Origin of the sequence: Vibrio sp. S17_S38, from assembly GCF_014694375.1 — a bacterium.
In the GTDB taxonomy this organism is placed as follows: domain Bacteria; phylum Pseudomonadota; class Gammaproteobacteria; order Enterobacterales; family Vibrionaceae; genus Vibrio.
Genome location: NZ_JAAUWW010000001.1, coordinates 297,567 through 314,382, shown reverse-complemented (window position 1 = coordinate 314,382; position 16,816 = coordinate 297,567). Strand labels below are relative to the sequence as shown.

Here is a 16,816-nt window from a genome sequence, read left to right as displayed (position 1 = left end):
TTTGATCGTAAGATTTATGAGGCCAACTGAAACGCTTGCCTTAACTGCTGTAAGTAGTCTTCATCTTTACACATGCTTTTACCCGGTTCATCAGAAATTTTTGCTACTGGTTTACCTTGGCATGCTGTCAGCTTTAACACGATATTTAAGCTCTCTACATGGGGAATGTCACAGCTAAGCTTAGTACCAATTCCAAAACTGGTTTGAATTCGGCCATTAAAATGATGGTAAATAGAAGCGGCTTTCTCTAGCGATAAACCATCAGAGAAAACGATCAGTTTGCTTTGAGGATCGATACCAAGCTTTAAATAATGGTTAATGGCTTTTTCTCCCCATGCAATCGGATCGCCACTGTCATGACGTAAGCCAATAAATTGATGTGAAAGATCGGCATTAAAATCACGCAAGAAGGCATCCATATTGATGCAATCGGTTAACGCGATACCGAGCGTTTCTGGGTATTCTTTCAACCATGCATTGAGTGCCATTTTTTGTGAGCCAGCTAAGGTTGGTGAAAGCTGTTGGTGAGCTTGAAACCATTCATGTGCTTGAGTGCCCACAGGCGCAATATTATATTTAAACGCCAATGCGTAATTTGACGTGCCTTTCAATTGTGGGCAAGACTCAATGAGATTACTCACAATTTTAGTTTGTACTGCTTTTGAAAAGCGACGGCGAGTACCAAAATCAATTAAATTAAAATCAGCCGTGTTTTGTTCTTGATTAAATATGGCGAGCTTATGTTGAAGATGTTGAATGGCATCTTCTACTTTGACGTTCGGATATTTTATCTTTGATCGTAATTCACTGATGATGGCGAGCAGTGGCACTTCCCATAAAATTACATCCAACCATTTACCTGTCAGCTTCACGGCTAACTGCCCATCTTGGTTACTCACTTCAATCGTCTCTTCATTTAATTGAAATTGAGTTAAATACTCCAAGTAATCGGCTTGGTAGAAAGATAATGATGTTAAGTAGTCAATTTCTGGTCGCGTAAAGTGCAATTGGCATAAGGCTTTAATTTGCACTTTTAATGGTTCAATGAGATTGGTGAGATCTTCTTGGCTACGACAATGAAATTCAGCGACGACATCGACATTGGGATATTGATGAAAGACCGCTTGTTGCATGTGCAGTTTATAAGCATCGGTGTCGAGCAAAGAATCAATGATTGGTAAATCAATCAATGTGGATTGAAGCGAAGAATTAGAGTGGGTCATGAGTATCTTCAAATTACAATAATCTGAACATTTTACCCTACCTATTTGTAAATAGGAAAAATTGTCAGTTTGAAATCGTATTTAATCTTAAAGTCAATTGGCCTACGATGATCTAAAAGCTTTTATATTATCGTATTCCTTCCTTATTTTTTATATAAAAAACCCCAGAATAAGTCTGGGGTTTCAATTGATTAACTTGTACAGATTAAATAAATTAACTAGCTTTTAGTCTATGGTGATCTTTACGCCTAATAACTTGAATTTAGTTATTGCTGTGCAACTCACTGTTTAGCTCAACCGCAGATTTATTGGTTAAGCATTCAATTTTTCCCGTCACAGAGTTACGGCGGAATAGAAGATCCGGTGTACCCGCAAGGTCGCGTGCTTTTGCTACTTCAACTTCATTACCAGAAGCATCAAGCATGGTTACTTTAGTACCGGCTGTGATGTAAAGGCCAGACTCAATCGTACAGCGATCACCTAATGGGAAACCAAGGCCTGCATTGGCACCAAGTAGGCTGTTTTCGCCAATCTTAATAACAACCTTACCACCGCCAGAAAGAGTACCCATAATAGAGGCACCGCCACCGATATCCGAACCTTCACCAACCATAACGCCAGCTGAGATACGTCCTTCAACCATGCTTACACCTGTTGTACCAGCGTTGAAGTTAATAAAGCCTTCATGCATAACCGTTGTGCCTTCACCCACATGAGCACCAAGACGAACGCGTGAAGTATCTGCAATACGCACACCCGTTGGAACAATGTAATCCACCATTTTAGGGAATTTATCGACGCAATCGACAGTGATCACTTCACCATTAAGACGAGCTTCAATTTGACGACTTGCAAGTTCAGGTAAATCGATTGGACCTTGGTTTGTCCAAGCAATGTTATGCAGTAAACCAAAGATACCATCAAGCACAATACCGTGTGGTTTGGCTAGACGGTGGGAGATTAATTGTAGCTTCAAGAAACCTTCAGCAACAGAGGTTGGTTGCTCATCAGTCGCTAAAATAACTAACACTAATGCCGCTGACGCCTGAGTTGCTCTTTCTGCAAAGTCAGCATTGGCAACATCACCTTGAGCTGCAAATGCAGTTGATAGCTCAGCAGCAATTTCAGATGTTATCTCAATAGCTTGGTTACCTTGTTTGTAGCCAGTAACTTGAGAAACGGCAGCAACTAAAGCATCAGATGGGTTTAATACTGGGTGAGGGAAGAATGCTTCAATGATTTTACCGTCACGGTTTTTGGTTGCGGTGCCGAAGGCAAGTGCGAAATTAGCCATTTAAGATGTCTCTCCATGTCAAAATAGTGGGCTGGTATGATCAATCAGGTTGCCCATTGAATGTAATGTTGTTAAGCCAATCATAATGATTGCTTGCCTGAGTGGAAAGGCTTGAAGTGAAAATAATCACAATTGATGACGGTTTCTTATAAATGTTCTTGTTGAACGTCAGTATTTTTTGAAGGCAAAACAATTTGGGCAGGCAAAGGCAGAAAAACTAATTCCTGTTGAAGTACTTTAGTCATCGCTAAATAAAATGCACAGCAACCACAAACGATTCCCATAATACTGGCTAAAATATTAATGCTGGAAAATGGTAGAAATTGATACAGAGCGAGTAAGAAATAAACCATGGCTAAGCTGAGAAAAACCACAAAATCCAGTCGAGTTAAACGATGAGCAATGATGGTCATCGTGCTGGTGAAAATGCCCCATAAAATGAAATAAGATCCCACTAAAGCTGCGGGTGGTGTCGGGACGATATTAAGAGCAGGAAGCAATAAGATCCCCACATAAGATAGCCAATAAAGACCATACGCACTGAAAGTGATCCCTGCAAAGCTGTAACCATGCTTATACGCTTGCATGCCTACCAGTAATTGCGTTGCGCCACCAAAAACGAGTGCCATCGAAATCACTAATGCATTCAATGGAAATACGCCTAAGCCATGTAAATTAATTAAAATACTGGTAATGCTAAAACCGAATAGGCCAAGTGGAGTGTAATCAATGGAGGCGTTTTTCATAGTTTGCGGGATGATTAGTAATTGAACATACGAATACTAATATCATTGAAATGGAGTTTTGTAAACAATTTTGCAATCAATTGTATACAATATCTTATTTGCAGTGAAAAGCCAACTGAAAAATAGGACCGTTAATACTGTGAATTGAAACTATAAAGTGCGTTCATCATAAACAATAAAGGCAATAACGGCGTGTGCTGTTATTGCCTTTTGATTAATGAGAGCAAAAAATGGGATGGATATTAAGCCACTTGCTCATCATCGTTAGAAGCTGGTTCTTCTACGGTTTCTTTTTTGGCTTTTTTCGGTGCAGGTTTACGTTTAGCACCGAGCGCATAAAGTACTTCTTCTTTGTTTTGAGCAAGATAAAGAGATAATTCTTCTTTCTTCGCATCATCTTCAATCAGCTTACTGGTTTCTAGCAAAGTAAAAAGCTCATCCGCGATATCGAGCATTTTGTCATAAGCGTCTGCTTCAGCTTTAGAAGTAAAAGTCATCTTCTCTTCTCCGTTGCGTTCCACCACGTACTTGACGATTACAGCCATGGTTATCCCCGTATTATATAAGTTTATTTGAACTGGTTTTTTATACAGTTTTTTTGTGTGTTTGTCTAGTTGGGGAAAGTCTTATTGATGGTTACGAAATGGTAATCATGAACCGAGATGGGCGAACGTGATTCAGGATCTCTAGCCGTCGGTTAGGGCTTAAATAGCTGCGAGAGATCTACTATTTTTCTTTGCCTATGCTCATGTATAGGGTGACTAGTATTTTGGTTTCTCGCTTTCTTTATCACATTAAACCGATTACACGCTTCAAAAAATCGATAGTTAAGGTTTATTATCCTCATAAACTAATTGATGATCTGCGATCGTGTATAAAGTCAGTTCGGGTTTATCAGATCTTTATGCTAATTAACTGTAGTTGCGCTATAACAGGTCGTGAATTTTTTATACATGGACTAATTGACTTGATAATTTAATGCGTTGTCTAAATACTTTTGTACAAAAACTAAAACACCCAGCTTTAAATAAACAAAACTCAGAGGCAAGATTATGAACATGAGTGAATTTTCTAGTTTGGTGGAGTTGTCTCCTCATACTTTACGGTATTACGAAAAAATCGGTTTGCTTAAAAATGTTCAGAGAAATAGCAGTGGGCATCGAGTATATAGTTCGATGGATTTTAAGTGGATCAGTTTTATCAAGCGTTTAAAAGAAACAGCAATGCCTCTTGAAGAGATTTTGGAGTATGCAAAGTTGAGGGAGGTTGGATCTGAATCTGTCATGTTGCGCCAAATATTATTGGAGCAACATAAAGAAAATTTGAGGGCTCATATCGATCAACAACAAAAACATCTGCATGCTTTAGAAGATAAGATAAATCTTTATAAAAGTGGAAAAGTCGATTGACTTAGAGTTCACTCTAACTTGTATGGTGTGCCTGTACTCATAAAACAGGAACACACCAATGACAAAATCACGTTTTGATTCAGGTTTAGAATTACTCACTAGTATTGATAGTGAGGCTGGTACAAGTGTCATCGAAAGCTTGCAAGATATTTGCCCCGATTTAGCCAAATATATAATTGAATTTCCCTTTGGGGATATTTACTCCCGTTCTGGGTTGGATTTAAAATCTCGAGAAATCGCCACGGTTGCTGCATTAACGGCACTAGGAAATTGTACTCCTCAACTTAAAGTTCATTTGAATGCAGCGCTTAATGTTGGTTGCAGTGAGGATGAAATAAAAGAAGTCATATTGCAGATGTCGGTTTATGCCGGTTTTCCAGCCGCCTTAAATGGGATGTTTGCTTTTAAACAGGTATTGGTTGAGAGAGCAGCGTAATAAAAGTGCTCGCCTTACTTAAAATAGCCGTTGCAGTTTGATGGGATAGATCCTTGCTTGCCATTTTACTGCAACTTCAATTACTTTACGCAAAAGAACCATATCAGTTCATGCTGTAACACCTTAATACAAGTTCTGCTTGTGTCCAATTAGCAGCTTTCGTTACACTCCCATCCTCATTCAAATACCAAAGAAAGTTGTGCTATGAAAAAATTAATTCCATTTATTGCCTTATTGATTACCGCAAATGTGTATGCTGCTGGATCGGATCTGAAAGCCACCATGAAAGAAATGAAACTCGAATTTAAGCATGCGGCTGAAGCGAAGAGTATTAGTGAGATGCAAGTACCAGTTACCAACCTGACAAACTTGATCAATAAAGCAAAATTAGGTACTTATCCGCCAGAAAAACAAGATTTGTATTTAGAAGGGTTCAATAAACTAACGGTCGCACTGAATAATGTAGAGGCAGATCTGGAAGCTGGGGAGCTTGCTCAAGCACAGCAAGAGCTACGCCAAGTCGACAAACTTCGTATTGAATATCATGGCAAGCGCAACCCAAGCATCTGGAGTAAATTGTTCGGTTAAGGTGTGTGAATTGTCTAATTAGATTAAGTGGATATAACTAATCATGCTTAGGCTGTTTCCATTCAGAACTAAAATCAATAAAGCTTTTCAACAGTGGGCTTTGGTATTTTTCTGTATGTACCAGTAACCAGAATCGGCGTGTCATATCGAGTGGCAAGGGGAGTTCTACCACTCGTTTGCTTTCAATCGCGGAATGCGCAGCCAAGCGAGATAAACACGCAAGGCCAAGATTGGCAGTGGTGGCATTTAAAATAGCCTCAGTAGTATTAAGCTGAAAAGCCTCGTGCCAGTTTTCTAGTCTTGGCGCGATGGTGCGCAAGAAAAACTCTCGAGTCCCTGAACCAGCTTCTCGTAGTAGCCATGTGGTTGACTCTAAATCACGCATTAATATTTCTGGTTTCTGAGATAGTGGGTGGTCGGGTGAGCACACCACGCACATTTCATCTTGGCCCCATTCTTTGGCTAAGATTTGTTCCGACTGAATTTTCCCTTCGATCAAACCAATATCGAGCTGATAATCGATCAATTTTTGGCAAATTAACGCCGTATTCGAAATGAATAAGCTCTGTTGTTTATGTTGTGTTTGTTGGCGAAAATCTCGTAGAAGGTAAGGGGCAAGGTGATTGCCAATAGTATCGCTAGCACCGAGTTTTAATTCACCATTAAGCGTATTGCTTCGTTGAAAAAGATCGCCAATATCTTCTGTTCTGTGGAGCAATTCATCAGCAAGAGGTAGTAAGCGCTTACCTTCTTGATTGAGGACCAAACGATTATTTACACGATCAAATAAAGGATGTCCTAACTGCTTTTCTAATTCCGCTAAAGACAAGCTGACCGCTGCTTTGGATAAAAATAACTTTTCAGCCGAAACCGTTAGCGTTTTGTGCTTGGTGATGGTCGCAAATACTTTGATCTGCTTGAGTGTGATATTCATAGACATCCTTCATATCTGAAGCCGAAAGTATGAAGCGTATAGGGATAAAAAACAATTTTATGGTAGTCTTTTGTTATCCCACAGAAATTGTTGTCAGGTGCCTTGTGTTTACCATTTACCATTCCAATCAAGTTGATGTTCTTAAATCATTATTAGTGGAACTTATCCGCTTAAATCCTCTGCAAAATCCATTCGATTCAGAGCAAATTTTGGTGCAAAGTCCAGGAATGTCACAATGGTTAAAGATGGAAATGGCGCAAGAGTTTGGTGTTGCCGCCAATTTAACCTTTCCTCTTCCTGCTACGTTTATCTGGGACATGTTTACCAGAGTTCTTACGGATGTGCCTAAACGCAGCGCTTTTAACAAAGAGGCGATGACATGGAAACTGATGCAGCTGTTGCCATTGCAATTAGAACAGCCGGAATTCGCGCCGTTAAAACAGTATTTACAAGATGATAATGACCAATCTAAGTGCTATCAATTAGCTGAAAAAATTGCGGATACCTTTGATGGATACTTAGTTTATCGCCCGGAATGGATTGCAACGTGGGAAGCTGGGGAAGTTGTAGATGAACTCAATGGTGAGCATCCGTGGCAACCATTATTGTGGCAAGCTTTGTATGATCAAACCGTTGCTTTGGGTCAATCACCTTATCATCGTGCCAATCTTTATGACCATTTTATTGAAACACTCGACACTATGTTGGAATGCCCACAAGGGTTACCACCTCGGCTATTTGTGTTTGGTATTACTGCTCTTCCGCCACGTTATATGGACGCTTTACATGAGCTGGGTAAGCACATTGATGTGCACTTAATGTTTACCAACCCTTGCCGTTTTTATTGGGGGGATATCAAAGATCGTAAGTATTTGGCTAAACTTGAGGCCAAAAACCGTCAAAAAATGCATTGGTTGCAAGATAGATCTGAACTGGGCGAATTAGTACCACAACTTAAAGGCAGTATTGAACAAAATGCGCAACAAGAATGGCAGCAATTGCATACGGAAGATGCGGTTGGTAATAGTTTATTGGCGTCGATGGGAAAGTTAGGGCGTGATAATTTGTATTTATTATCACAACTTGAAGCCAATGAAATCGATGCTTTTGTTGATATTAAGACCACAAATTTGTTGCAACATATTCAAGCCGATATTTTGGAACTGCACGAGCATCAAGATGACGAGAAGCTAGAAACTAGTATCCATAAACCTGTGGTCGAGCCAAATGATGCATCATTTCAGCTGCATGTTTGTCATAGTCCAATGCGTGAAGTGGAAGTGCTGCATGACCGATTACTGGCGATGTTTGATGCAGATCCGAGCATAAAGCCACGCGATATTATTGTGATGGTGGCGGACATTAATGCGTATAGCCACGCGATTCAGGCGGTGTTTGGTAATGCGCCCAACGAGCGTTTTATTCCGTATTCCATTTCCGATCGTAGCGTCGACCAAGAAAACCCGATTCTGCAAGCTTTTATGAATTTACTGGCATTGCCGAAGTTGCGTTGCCAAGCGTCTGAATTGCTTGAACTGCTTGAGGTTCCTGCTGTGATGGCGAGATTTGGTATTAAACCTGAAGAGTTTGAACGTGTGACATCTTGGGTTGAACAAGTCGGTATTCGCTGGGGATTGGATGAGAGCACCGCACAACAATTTGAGTTGCCGAACCAAAAAAATAATACTTGGTTATTTGGTATTGAACGCATGTTGCTTGGTTATGCGATATCGGAACAAGCGGGTTTGTTTTTAGATTCAGAAGGAAGTATTGCCCCATTTGATGAAGTGCAAGGTATGGATGCAGAGCTTGCCGGAAAGCTAGCGGAATTTGTCTCACGTTTACAGCACTATCGTGATCGGTTGATCCAAACTCAATCTTTTGCGGATTGGCAGCATTGCTTATTTACGTTGCTAGATGATTTTTTCTTGGTGGATTTAGAAGGAGAGAGTGTCCTTACTTCGATTCGCCATTGTTTGCAGCAATTACAACAGCAGCTCGAAGATGCTGGTGTGAGCGATGACATTTCGCCTCAAGTATTAGAACAATATTTGATGAATCATTTATCTAGCTCGAAAGTGAGTCAGCGATTTTTAGCTGGACAAGTTAACTTTTGTACCTTAATGCCAATGCGCTCTATTCCATTTAAAACAGTTTGTTTACTCGGAATGAATGATGGTTTGTATCCTCGCAGCGTTAGCCCTGAAAGTTTTGATTTAATTGCAGGACGAGCTCGCCCCGGGGATCGTTCACGCCGAGATGATGACCGTTACTTATTTTTAGAGGCGCTGCAATCGGCCCAACAAATTTTATACATCAGCTATGTCGGACGTTCTATTCAAGATAACAGCGATAAAGAACCGTCGGTGTTGGTGGCAGAATTACTCGAATACTGCCAGCAAAACTACGCACTTTCTGGTAGTGAACACTTACCCAGTGATGAATCTGGATTGGCGGCTATCAATGCCATTCGACATCAGCATCCGTTAGTGCCATTTAGTCCAAGTGCCTTTACTGCTTCATTCGATGGAAAAAATGCGGACATTGCGAGCTATGCTAAAGAATGGCTGCCGGTGGCAAAATCTCAACAGTTACAGGGTTCTAAAGCGGAAAATAGACGCAATGAGGTTGAACTCGATTCTTACATATCTCAACTTGAACCTAACCATTTAGGTGTGTATTCATTAGACTTACAATCCTTGCAGCGTTTTTGGCGTTTACCTGTGCGTTATTTTTTTAATCATCGTCTGAAAAGTTATTTTGATGGCAGTGCCGCGTGGTCTAACTCTTTAGATGATGAGCCATTTAGTTTTAATGGTTTAGAATCTTACCAGCTAAGCGAGCACTTACTTCAATCTTGGTTGGAAGTTCAATCCTCACCTAATCATTGTGGTTTAAATACTGACTTTAATTCTGTAGCTGAGCGATTTATTGCTGAGAACAAAGCACAAGGAAAACTGCCTTTAGCGGAGTTTGGTCAGTTAGCGTCACAACAATTAATAAATAAAGTGGAACCATTAACCCAATCTTTAGCGCAATTGATCGAGAAACCATTAGAAGATATTGAAATTGACCTGGCGATTGATATCGAGCTTGATGGCGTGTCTTACCCACATAAAATTGTTGGCTGGTTAAATGGTCTTTATGCTTCAGCAGGTCAACCAAGTTTGGTGCGTTATCGTACTGGTTCATTACACTGCGTGACCATGATGAGTTGTTGGTTAGAGCATTTATGTATGAACGCCAGTGGTTATCCACAAATCAGTGATTTATTGGGGCTGTCTAATAAGGATGGCTTACAACATATTCAATTTAAAGCGATGGATAAAAATGAGGCCCTTAATCAATTAACTCATTTAGTCGGTTTATATTATCAAGGTCTGAACTCTCCATTATGGTTTGTTCCTAAAACGGCCATGGCTGGAGTTGAAAATGGATTTTTAAAATCCAATTGGGGCAGCGCAGATTCGACTTGGGTTGGATTGGATTCACCTGAGGCACAAGAGATAGCAACTAAAGTGATGGAAAAAACCTTCCAAGATGGTTATACCTTTGCCGGTGAAGGAAGCGATGACTATATCCAACGTATTTGGAAGCAGTGGACACCAGAGCTTGCGGATGAATTGTTAGAATTAGGCGTGGATGTTTTAAAGCCGATGCTTGATCAAGTTAGAAAAATACAAGTATAAAATAAAAACCGCCAGCGCACTGTAGGGTACGGCTGGCGGCAAGAAACGAGGTATTTTATATGTTCTATTTTCGTTTTATTGAGCGACTTTTGTTTTGTCTATCTTAGTGATTAAAGAACTCAATCATCTTCATCTTCAACTAGAAGAAAAATAAGAGAGTGCGGCTTTAATCGATAGATCATTATTGGATTTTCTAGGGTGCGATACTAATCGCGCCGGAGTATAAAAAACGTGAGGCTATTCTCACTCTCTAAAATTGATGAATTTATCGATAAATCATCATTATAAATTAAGCACCAGATCACACTTGCGCTCATTTGTGTATAGAAATAGGACAGCAATAATATGGCTCAATCTCTTAATAGCATGACTTTTCCCCTGCATGGCGCACGTCTTATTGAAGCGTCGGCGGGAACAGGGAAAACGTTCACGATTGCCGCCTTATATTTACGCCTATTACTTGGGCATGGAAGTAATCCTATCGATGGGCTGGAAGGTTCGGCCCATTGCCAACCATTAACCGTTGACCAAATTTTGGTGGTGACCTTTACCGAAGCGGCAACAATGGAATTACGTGGGCGTATTCGTAGCCGTATTCATGAAGCTCGAATCGCATTTCGTCGCGGTCAAAGTAATGATCCTATTATTAACCAGCTATTGCTTGATTTTCCTGATCATCAAACCGCGGTGCCTATTTTATTGCAGGCCGAACGTCAAATGGATGAAGCGGCAATCTTTACCATTCATGGTTTTTGTCAGCGCATGCTCACTCAAAATGCGTTTGAATCGGGTAGCCGTTTTCAAAATGAATTATTGACCGATGAAAGCCAATTGAAACTGCAAGTGGTGAGTGATTATTGGCGTCGTAATTTTTACCCAATGTCCGCCAGTTTAGCCGCGAAAGTCAGCCAATTGTGGTCTTCTCCTCAAGATTTATTGCATGAGATTTCTAACTATTTATCAGGTGAAGCATTAAGTTTTCCTAAAGTGGATCTCGACGCGGATTTAGAAGCATTACAGCAAAAGCATATTGATCGGATTGATAACGTAAAGCAGCTATGGCGCAATGCTGAGGTCAATTTTTTTGATGTGATCAGTAATTCCGGTGTTGATAAACGTTCTTACAGTTCACGCCATTTACCTAATTGGATTGAACAAATTTCTGATTGGGCGCAGCGCCATGATGTTTCTGGATTTGTGCCAGACAATGTCGAGCGTTTCGCACAAAGCGTCATTAATAGTAAAACGAAGAAAGGTCAGCCAGCCAGTCATGCGGTATTTTCTGCTATTGATGAGCTCATTGATAACCAACCAGACTTTGGGTTGCAGTTTAAATATCGCGCGATTACTCAGTGCCGAGCCATGCTACTACAAGCAAAGCAAGCACACAGTTGGTTGTCGTTTGATGATTTATTGAGTCAGCTTGGCGGTGCGATTGAAAACGATAAACAAGGTTTGCTGACTGAGCGTATTCGTCAGTTATTTCCGGTGGCGATGATCGATGAATTCCAAGATACCGATCCATTGCAATATCGTATTTTTAGCCGGATTTATCTTGAGCATCCACAATGTGGTTTATTCATGATTGGCGATCCTAAACAAGCTATTTATGGATTCCGTGGTGCGGATATTTTTACCTATATTCAAGCAAGAAACGAAGTGGCAGATCATTACACCTTAGATACTAACTGGCGTTCAAGCCAAGCGGTGATTAGTGGTGTTAATGGCATTTTTGAATTTGATGACCGCCCATTTGTTTATGACGACGATATTCCATTTCTACCCGTCAACGCCAGTCCTAACGCCGAGAATATGCAGTGGTCACTTAATGAAAAACCACAAGCAGCTTTTAATGTGTGGCTGCAAAAAAGTGATGATGGCGCGCCTGTTTCAAGTGATGCTTATACCTCAATGATGGCTAATTCTACCGCTTATAAGATTAATGAAATTCTGTCTTCAGCCCAACAAGGCAACGCCATATTTAGCGATAAAAAAGGACAGGCACATCAAATCCAAGCCAATAACATTGCAGTACTTGTAAGAACAGGGCGTGAGGCTAAACAAGTGAAGCAAGCGTTATCTCAACAAGGGATTGCCAGCGTTTACTTATCCAATCGAGACAGTGTATTTGATAGCGTGGTGGCAAAAGATGTGTTGCGTTTATTAACCGCAGCGCTCAATCCAAGTGATGCAAGATCGTTGCGCGCGATGCTAGCCAGTGACTTATTTGCTTTGAGTCTCAGTGAATTAGACAATTTTAATAACGATGAAAATGCGTGGGAAAATGTCGTTAATGAATTTGAACGCTACCAGCATGTTTGGTTAACACGCGGCGTATTACCGATGATCCGTGCGGTTCTCACTCAACGTGAAATTGCGGAGCGTTTATTGGGTCGCGCTCATCATGATGCGGATTTAGATCATGAAGGCGAGCGCAAACTGACCGATTTATTGCACTTGGCCGAATTGATCCAGCAAGCCAGTTTATCTTTGGATGGTGAAAGTGCTTTGATCCGTTGGCTGGCCGATAATATTGAGCAACATGATGGTGATGCGGGCGATCAAATTCAGCGTTTGGAATCAGAGCGAAATCTAGTGCAGATCATCACGATTCATAAATCCAAAGGGCTGGAATATGATTTGGTGTTCATGCCATTTGTGATGAATTATCGCGAAAGTAAGGTGGCGAAATTTTACCGCCATGAAGATCAAAAAACCGTCCTCGATTTATCTAAACCAGAAGACGGGATGGAACTGGCAGAAAAAGAACGTTTAGCTGAAGATTTACGCCTGCTATATGTCGGTTTAACGCGTGCGGTTTATGGGATATTTATTGGTATTACGTCTCTTAAAAAAGGCAATGGTAAAAAATCGACGGCGCACTTAAGTGCAATGGGATATTTATTGCAGCATCATCAGCAAGTGGAGGCGAGTGAGTTGACGCAAGCTTGTGAACAGTTGGCGGAAAAAGTGCCAGCGATTCATATTTGTCAGGTTTTACCTGAAAGACCAGATAGTGCTTATCTTCCCGCAACCAATGAGTTAACCGATTATAAAGCTCTGCAATTACAAGCTCGTATTGATCGTCGTTGGCGTATGACTAGCTATTCAAGTTTGATTAAACAGTCTCATCTTCATGTTGGAGATGAACTAGCATTGCGATCAGATTTTGATGCGTCTGTTGATTTAGAAAAGCCCATAGACAGCGACGCGGCAATTGATTTTTCTGATCAAGTAACATCAAGCGATATCGTCTCTTTGGTATCTGGGGAGCTTGAGGAACATGATGATCCTCAAGCTTTGGCTGAAGTGGATCTGTGGTCGATGTTTGCCTTTCCACGTGGCGCTAGGCCGGGAACGTTTTTGCATACTGTTTTTGAACAAATTGAATTTACTCAAGCGGCAACGAGCATTGAGAATACGGCGGTTATTGAGCGTTTATTGCAGCAAGAAGATTACCCACTTGAATGGTTACCAACACTGCAAGTCATGGTTGATAATGTGCTTAATACCCGATTAGATGGGAAAGATTTATGTTTATCGAGTAAAGGCCAGGCACAGCGTTTGGTGGAGATGGAATTTTTATTGCCAATCGAAACGCTCTCGGCAGCGGCGATTAATCGGGTGACTCATAAGTATGATGAACTGTCCGCTCAAGCACCAGACTTAGGTGGTTTTTCTCTAAACGATCGACCACTACAAGGGATGCTGAAAGGTTTTATTGACTTGGTGTTTGAGCATCAAGGCCAATATTACGTTTTGGATTGGAAATCGAATCATCTGGGCGATCACTATCAAGACTATCAACCAAATCAATTACAACAAGCGATGCTTGAACATCGATATGATCTGCAATATCAGCTCTATTCATTAGCCTTACATCGATTTTTACGCAGTCGTTTAGCAAATTATGATTACGAGACGCATTTTGGTGGTGTGTATTATTTATTCTTGCGTGGTTTTTCAAATCCAGCAGAGTTGACACAATCAAATGCTTTGCCGAATGGTGTTTTTCATACCAGGCCAAGTTTTGAGTTATTAGATGAGTTGGATAATCTGATCGCAGATACACCTCCCGTCGTCAAAAAAAACCGAAAAATAAGTAATGATACTCAGCAACAAGGAGAGCTTTTTTGATGAATACGACGGTTCAAAGTCATTGTGAAAATAGCAGTAATCGTGCGCTCACCTTTATGAAATTACTACAACAACACGGTGTATTTAGAGCGATCGATGTGCAGTTAGCCACTTGGGTACACCAACAATCGTTACTCGCTGATCAGAAAGTGGTGAACACCGATCAACAATTTTTACTTTCTGATCAACAAAAGCTAAACGCAGATTCAATGGCATTACTTACTTGTATGGTGAGTTATGAATTTGGTCGAGGTCATATCTGTTTAAATTTAGATGAGTGGGATCTCGTGCAGAGCTTATCGCTGAGGTTTTTATTCAAGCGTCAACCTGAGTTACAGCAACAATATGGTGAATGGGTTGAGAGCCTAGTTCACATTGATTGGCAGTCACTTTGCCTTGCATCATCATTAGTGGAATCTGCGCCGTCATTAACTACGTTAGGGCAAATATCCCCGAAGCCTTTAGTGTTGGAAAATCGCCGTATTTACTTACATCGCTATTGGCAATATGAAACGCAAGTAGCAGATCAGTTGCGCCAACGTGCAGAACCATTAGCATTAAGCACACGCGATATTGAAAATATAGCGCAGACATTGAATCGCCTATTTGAGCGAGATTATTCCTATTTATGGCAAGCTATTTCGCCACGAGAATCGAACCAAGTTCAGCGCCAGCGATGGGTGTGTGAAATGTTGGATGTACAATTTGAATCTGATGTTCTGAAAAAAACAAACGCCTCTCAAGTACTAGATTGGAGCGCAATTGATAGCGTTTTGACGCAAGCGACATCGGTCAGTGATCTACAAGCTTTAGATTCTTTAGTACCAACATCGGTCTGTTTAAATTGGCAAAAGGTGGCGGCAGCCGTGGCGTTATCTCGTCGGTTTGCGGTGATTTCTGGTGGTCCAGGAACGGGCAAAACGACAACGGTGGTGAAATTACTGGCCGCTTTGATTGAGCAATCGTTAGGGGAGTCAAGTTCATCGACTGCTTGTGTACCTACGATTAAGCTGGTGGCACCAACGGGTAAAGCGGCTGCGCGTTTAACTGAATCGATTGGTAGTGCAATAGAGCAGCTTCCGATTGCACCTAACATAAAAGCACTATTACCTTCTCAATCTAGCACTATTCACCGTCTTTTGGGGGCACGCCCTAATACAGTCGCTTATCAATACAATCGCAATAACCCGCTGCATGTGGATATTTTAGTGGTGGATGAAGCGTCGATGATAGATTTGCCTATGATGTTCCGATTGCTTGAAGCGCTACCTAAGCAGGCGAGATTGATTTTATTGGGCGATAAAGATCAGCTGTCTTCGGTGGAAGCGGGCGCAATTCTTGGCGATATATGTCAGTTTTCCTCCATTGGTTATCAAACCAATTATCTACAAACACTCTCTAGGTTAACTGGGTTTGAATCTTTGCCTGTTGCGGCCCAAGGCAGTGCGATTGCGGATAGTTTATGCATGTTGCAAAAGAGCTATCGCTTCCATGCTCGTTCAGGGATCGGTCAACTTGCTCAAGCGATAAATGCAGGTGATGCACAAAAAATGCAGCTGACTTGGCAACAAGGCTTTGAAGATATTGCCTTATACCCATTTTATCGTGAGCAAGATCTTTCTGTTGATAGCACTTTAGCTACGGCTGTTGGTGATAATGAAAGGCTGACTCAAAAACAAATTCAACCCCATTTGTTGTCCCTTTTAGTGAAAGGTTATCAAGCTTATTGCACGGGTTTATCTCTTCCTATCGTGAGCAATCGTCAATCTGAAGTGGCGCTGAAAACCTTAATGGAGAAAAAAGCTCGCCATGTGCTCAATGCTTTTTCAAGGACTCGATTATTGTGTGCGGTACGGGAAGGAGAATATGGCGTAGTTGGAATGAACAGCGAGATCGAGAAGGCGTTATCCCAACAATGTTTAATTCAACCGGTTGAAAGCGAGAAATGGTATGTGGGTAAACCGATAATGATCAGTCAAAATGATTCGGCATTAGGTTTACATAATGGCGATATCGGTATGTGTCTACTTGATGAGTCGGAAAACAATCCAAGATTGCGAGTATATTTCGAAATGCCAGATGGCCGCATCAAGGGTATTCTTCCTAGCCGTATTCCTGTTCATGAACTCGCTTTTGCAATGACCATTCATAAATCTCAAGGAAGTGAATTTGATCACACAATATTGCTGCTACCAGCTAAATTAAACCCTATCTTAACTAAGGAGTTGATTTATACTGGTGTTACTCGAGCAAAATCGCGTTTAGATTTATTTGCCAATCCTCAAGTGCTAGCGCAAGGTATTTCAATAAAAACCAAGCGCACCAGTGGCTTGAGCGAGAAGTTAACTAATTATAAGTAA

11 protein-coding genes are annotated in these 16,816 nt (G+C 41.0%); 6 read left to right on the top strand and 5 right to left on the bottom strand.

Features of this window, described 5'->3' with window-relative positions; translation table 11 throughout:
* Nucleotides 1–14: 14 nt before the first annotated feature.
* From pncB to HC725_RS01395, 4 genes are all read right to left on the bottom strand, one after another.
* Nucleotides 15–1,223, bottom strand: coding sequence for a nicotinate phosphoribosyltransferase (gene pncB / locus HC725_RS01410; protein ID WP_190329969.1), 1,209 nt, complete (start codon nt 1,221–1,223; stop codon nt 15–17).
* Nucleotides 1,224–1,485: 262 nt separating this feature from the next.
* On the bottom strand, nt 1,486–2,517 hold the full coding sequence (gene dapD / locus HC725_RS01405; RefSeq protein ID WP_190329968.1) for a 2,3,4,5-tetrahydropyridine-2,6-dicarboxylate N-succinyltransferase: 1,032 nt from the start codon (nt 2,515–2,517) through the stop codon (nt 1,486–1,488).
* Between the two features lie 146 nt (nt 2,518–2,663).
* Nucleotides 2,664–3,263, bottom strand: coding sequence for an acetate uptake transporter (locus HC725_RS01400; RefSeq protein ID WP_190329967.1), 600 nt, complete (start codon nt 3,261–3,263; stop codon nt 2,664–2,666).
* Nucleotides 3,264–3,505: 242 nt separating this feature from the next.
* On the bottom strand, nt 3,506–3,808 hold the full coding sequence (locus HC725_RS01395) for a YebG family protein (protein ID WP_190329966.1): 303 nt from the start codon (nt 3,806–3,808) through the stop codon (nt 3,506–3,508).
* Nucleotides 3,809–4,315: 507 nt separating this feature from the next.
* On the opposite strand from HC725_RS01395, the gene HC725_RS01390 reads away from it, so the two are divergent.
* The 3 genes from HC725_RS01390 to HC725_RS01380 all read left to right on the top strand — a co-directional run bounded on the left by HC725_RS01390 (nt 4,316) and on the right by HC725_RS01380 (nt 5,696).
* Nucleotides 4,316–4,672, top strand: coding sequence for a MerR family transcriptional regulator (locus HC725_RS01390; RefSeq protein WP_190329965.1), 357 nt, complete (start codon nt 4,316–4,318; stop codon nt 4,670–4,672).
* A 58-nt stretch (nt 4,673–4,730) separates the two neighbouring features.
* Complete coding sequence (locus tag HC725_RS01385) at nt 4,731–5,108, top strand: carboxymuconolactone decarboxylase family protein (RefSeq protein ID WP_190329964.1); 378 nt, start codon at nt 4,731–4,733, stop codon at nt 5,106–5,108.
* A gap of 204 nt (nt 5,109–5,312) precedes the next feature.
* Complete coding sequence (locus tag HC725_RS01380; RefSeq protein WP_190329963.1) at nt 5,313–5,696, top strand: cytochrome b562; 384 nt, start codon at nt 5,313–5,315, stop codon at nt 5,694–5,696.
* Between the two features lie 37 nt (nt 5,697–5,733).
* Here the strand turns inward: HC725_RS01380 and HC725_RS01375 are convergent, their stop codons facing one another.
* Nucleotides 5,734–6,636, bottom strand: coding sequence for a LysR substrate-binding domain-containing protein (locus HC725_RS01375; RefSeq protein ID WP_190329962.1), 903 nt, complete (start codon nt 6,634–6,636; stop codon nt 5,734–5,736).
* A 98-nt stretch (nt 6,637–6,734) separates the two neighbouring features.
* Between HC725_RS01375 and recC the strand changes: the two genes are divergently transcribed.
* The 3 genes from recC to recD all read left to right on the top strand — a co-directional run bounded on the left by recC (nt 6,735) and on the right by recD (nt 16,816).
* Nucleotides 6,735–10,319 carry an exodeoxyribonuclease V subunit gamma gene (gene recC, locus HC725_RS01370; RefSeq protein ID WP_190329961.1) on the top strand — a complete coding sequence of 1,195 codons (3,585 nt, stop codon included), beginning with the start codon at nt 6,735–6,737 and terminating at the stop codon, nt 10,317–10,319.
* Between the two features lie 345 nt (nt 10,320–10,664).
* The gene (gene recB / locus HC725_RS01365; protein ID WP_190329960.1) at nt 10,665–14,456 is read left to right on the top strand and encodes an exodeoxyribonuclease V subunit beta; all 3,792 of its coding nucleotides are present in this window, start codon (nt 10,665–10,667) and stop codon (nt 14,454–14,456) included.
* Nucleotides 14,456–16,816: an exodeoxyribonuclease V subunit alpha gene (gene recD, locus HC725_RS01360; RefSeq protein ID WP_190329959.1), complete on the top strand. Its 2,361-nt coding sequence runs from the start codon at nt 14,456–14,458 to the stop codon at nt 16,814–16,816. Before recB ends, recD begins: the two co-directional genes overlap by 1 nt.

Coding starts and splice junctions, on each gene's coding strand:
- pncB (WP_190329969.1), bottom strand. CDS start 1,223: ATGACCCACTCTAATTCTTCGCTTCAATCCACATTGATTGATTTACCA.
- dapD (WP_190329968.1), bottom strand. CDS start 2,517: ATGGCTAATTTCGCACTTGCCTTCGGCACCGCAACCAAAAACCGTGAC.
- HC725_RS01400 (WP_190329967.1), bottom strand. CDS start 3,263: ATGAAAAACGCCTCCATTGATTACACTCCACTTGGCCTATTCGGTTTT.
- HC725_RS01395 (WP_190329966.1), bottom strand. CDS start 3,808: ATGGCTGTAATCGTCAAGTACGTGGTGGAACGCAACGGAGAAGAGAAG.
- HC725_RS01390 (WP_190329965.1), top strand. CDS start 4,316: ATGAACATGAGTGAATTTTCTAGTTTGGTGGAGTTGTCTCCTCATACT.
- HC725_RS01385 (WP_190329964.1), top strand. CDS start 4,731: ATGACAAAATCACGTTTTGATTCAGGTTTAGAATTACTCACTAGTATT.
- HC725_RS01380 (WP_190329963.1), top strand. CDS start 5,313: ATGAAAAAATTAATTCCATTTATTGCCTTATTGATTACCGCAAATGTG.
- HC725_RS01375 (WP_190329962.1), bottom strand. CDS start 6,636: ATGTCTATGAATATCACACTCAAGCAGATCAAAGTATTTGCGACCATC.
- recB (WP_190329960.1), top strand. CDS start 10,665: ATGGCTCAATCTCTTAATAGCATGACTTTTCCCCTGCATGGCGCACGT.
- recD (WP_190329959.1), top strand. CDS start 14,456: ATGAATACGACGGTTCAAAGTCATTGTGAAAATAGCAGTAATCGTGCG.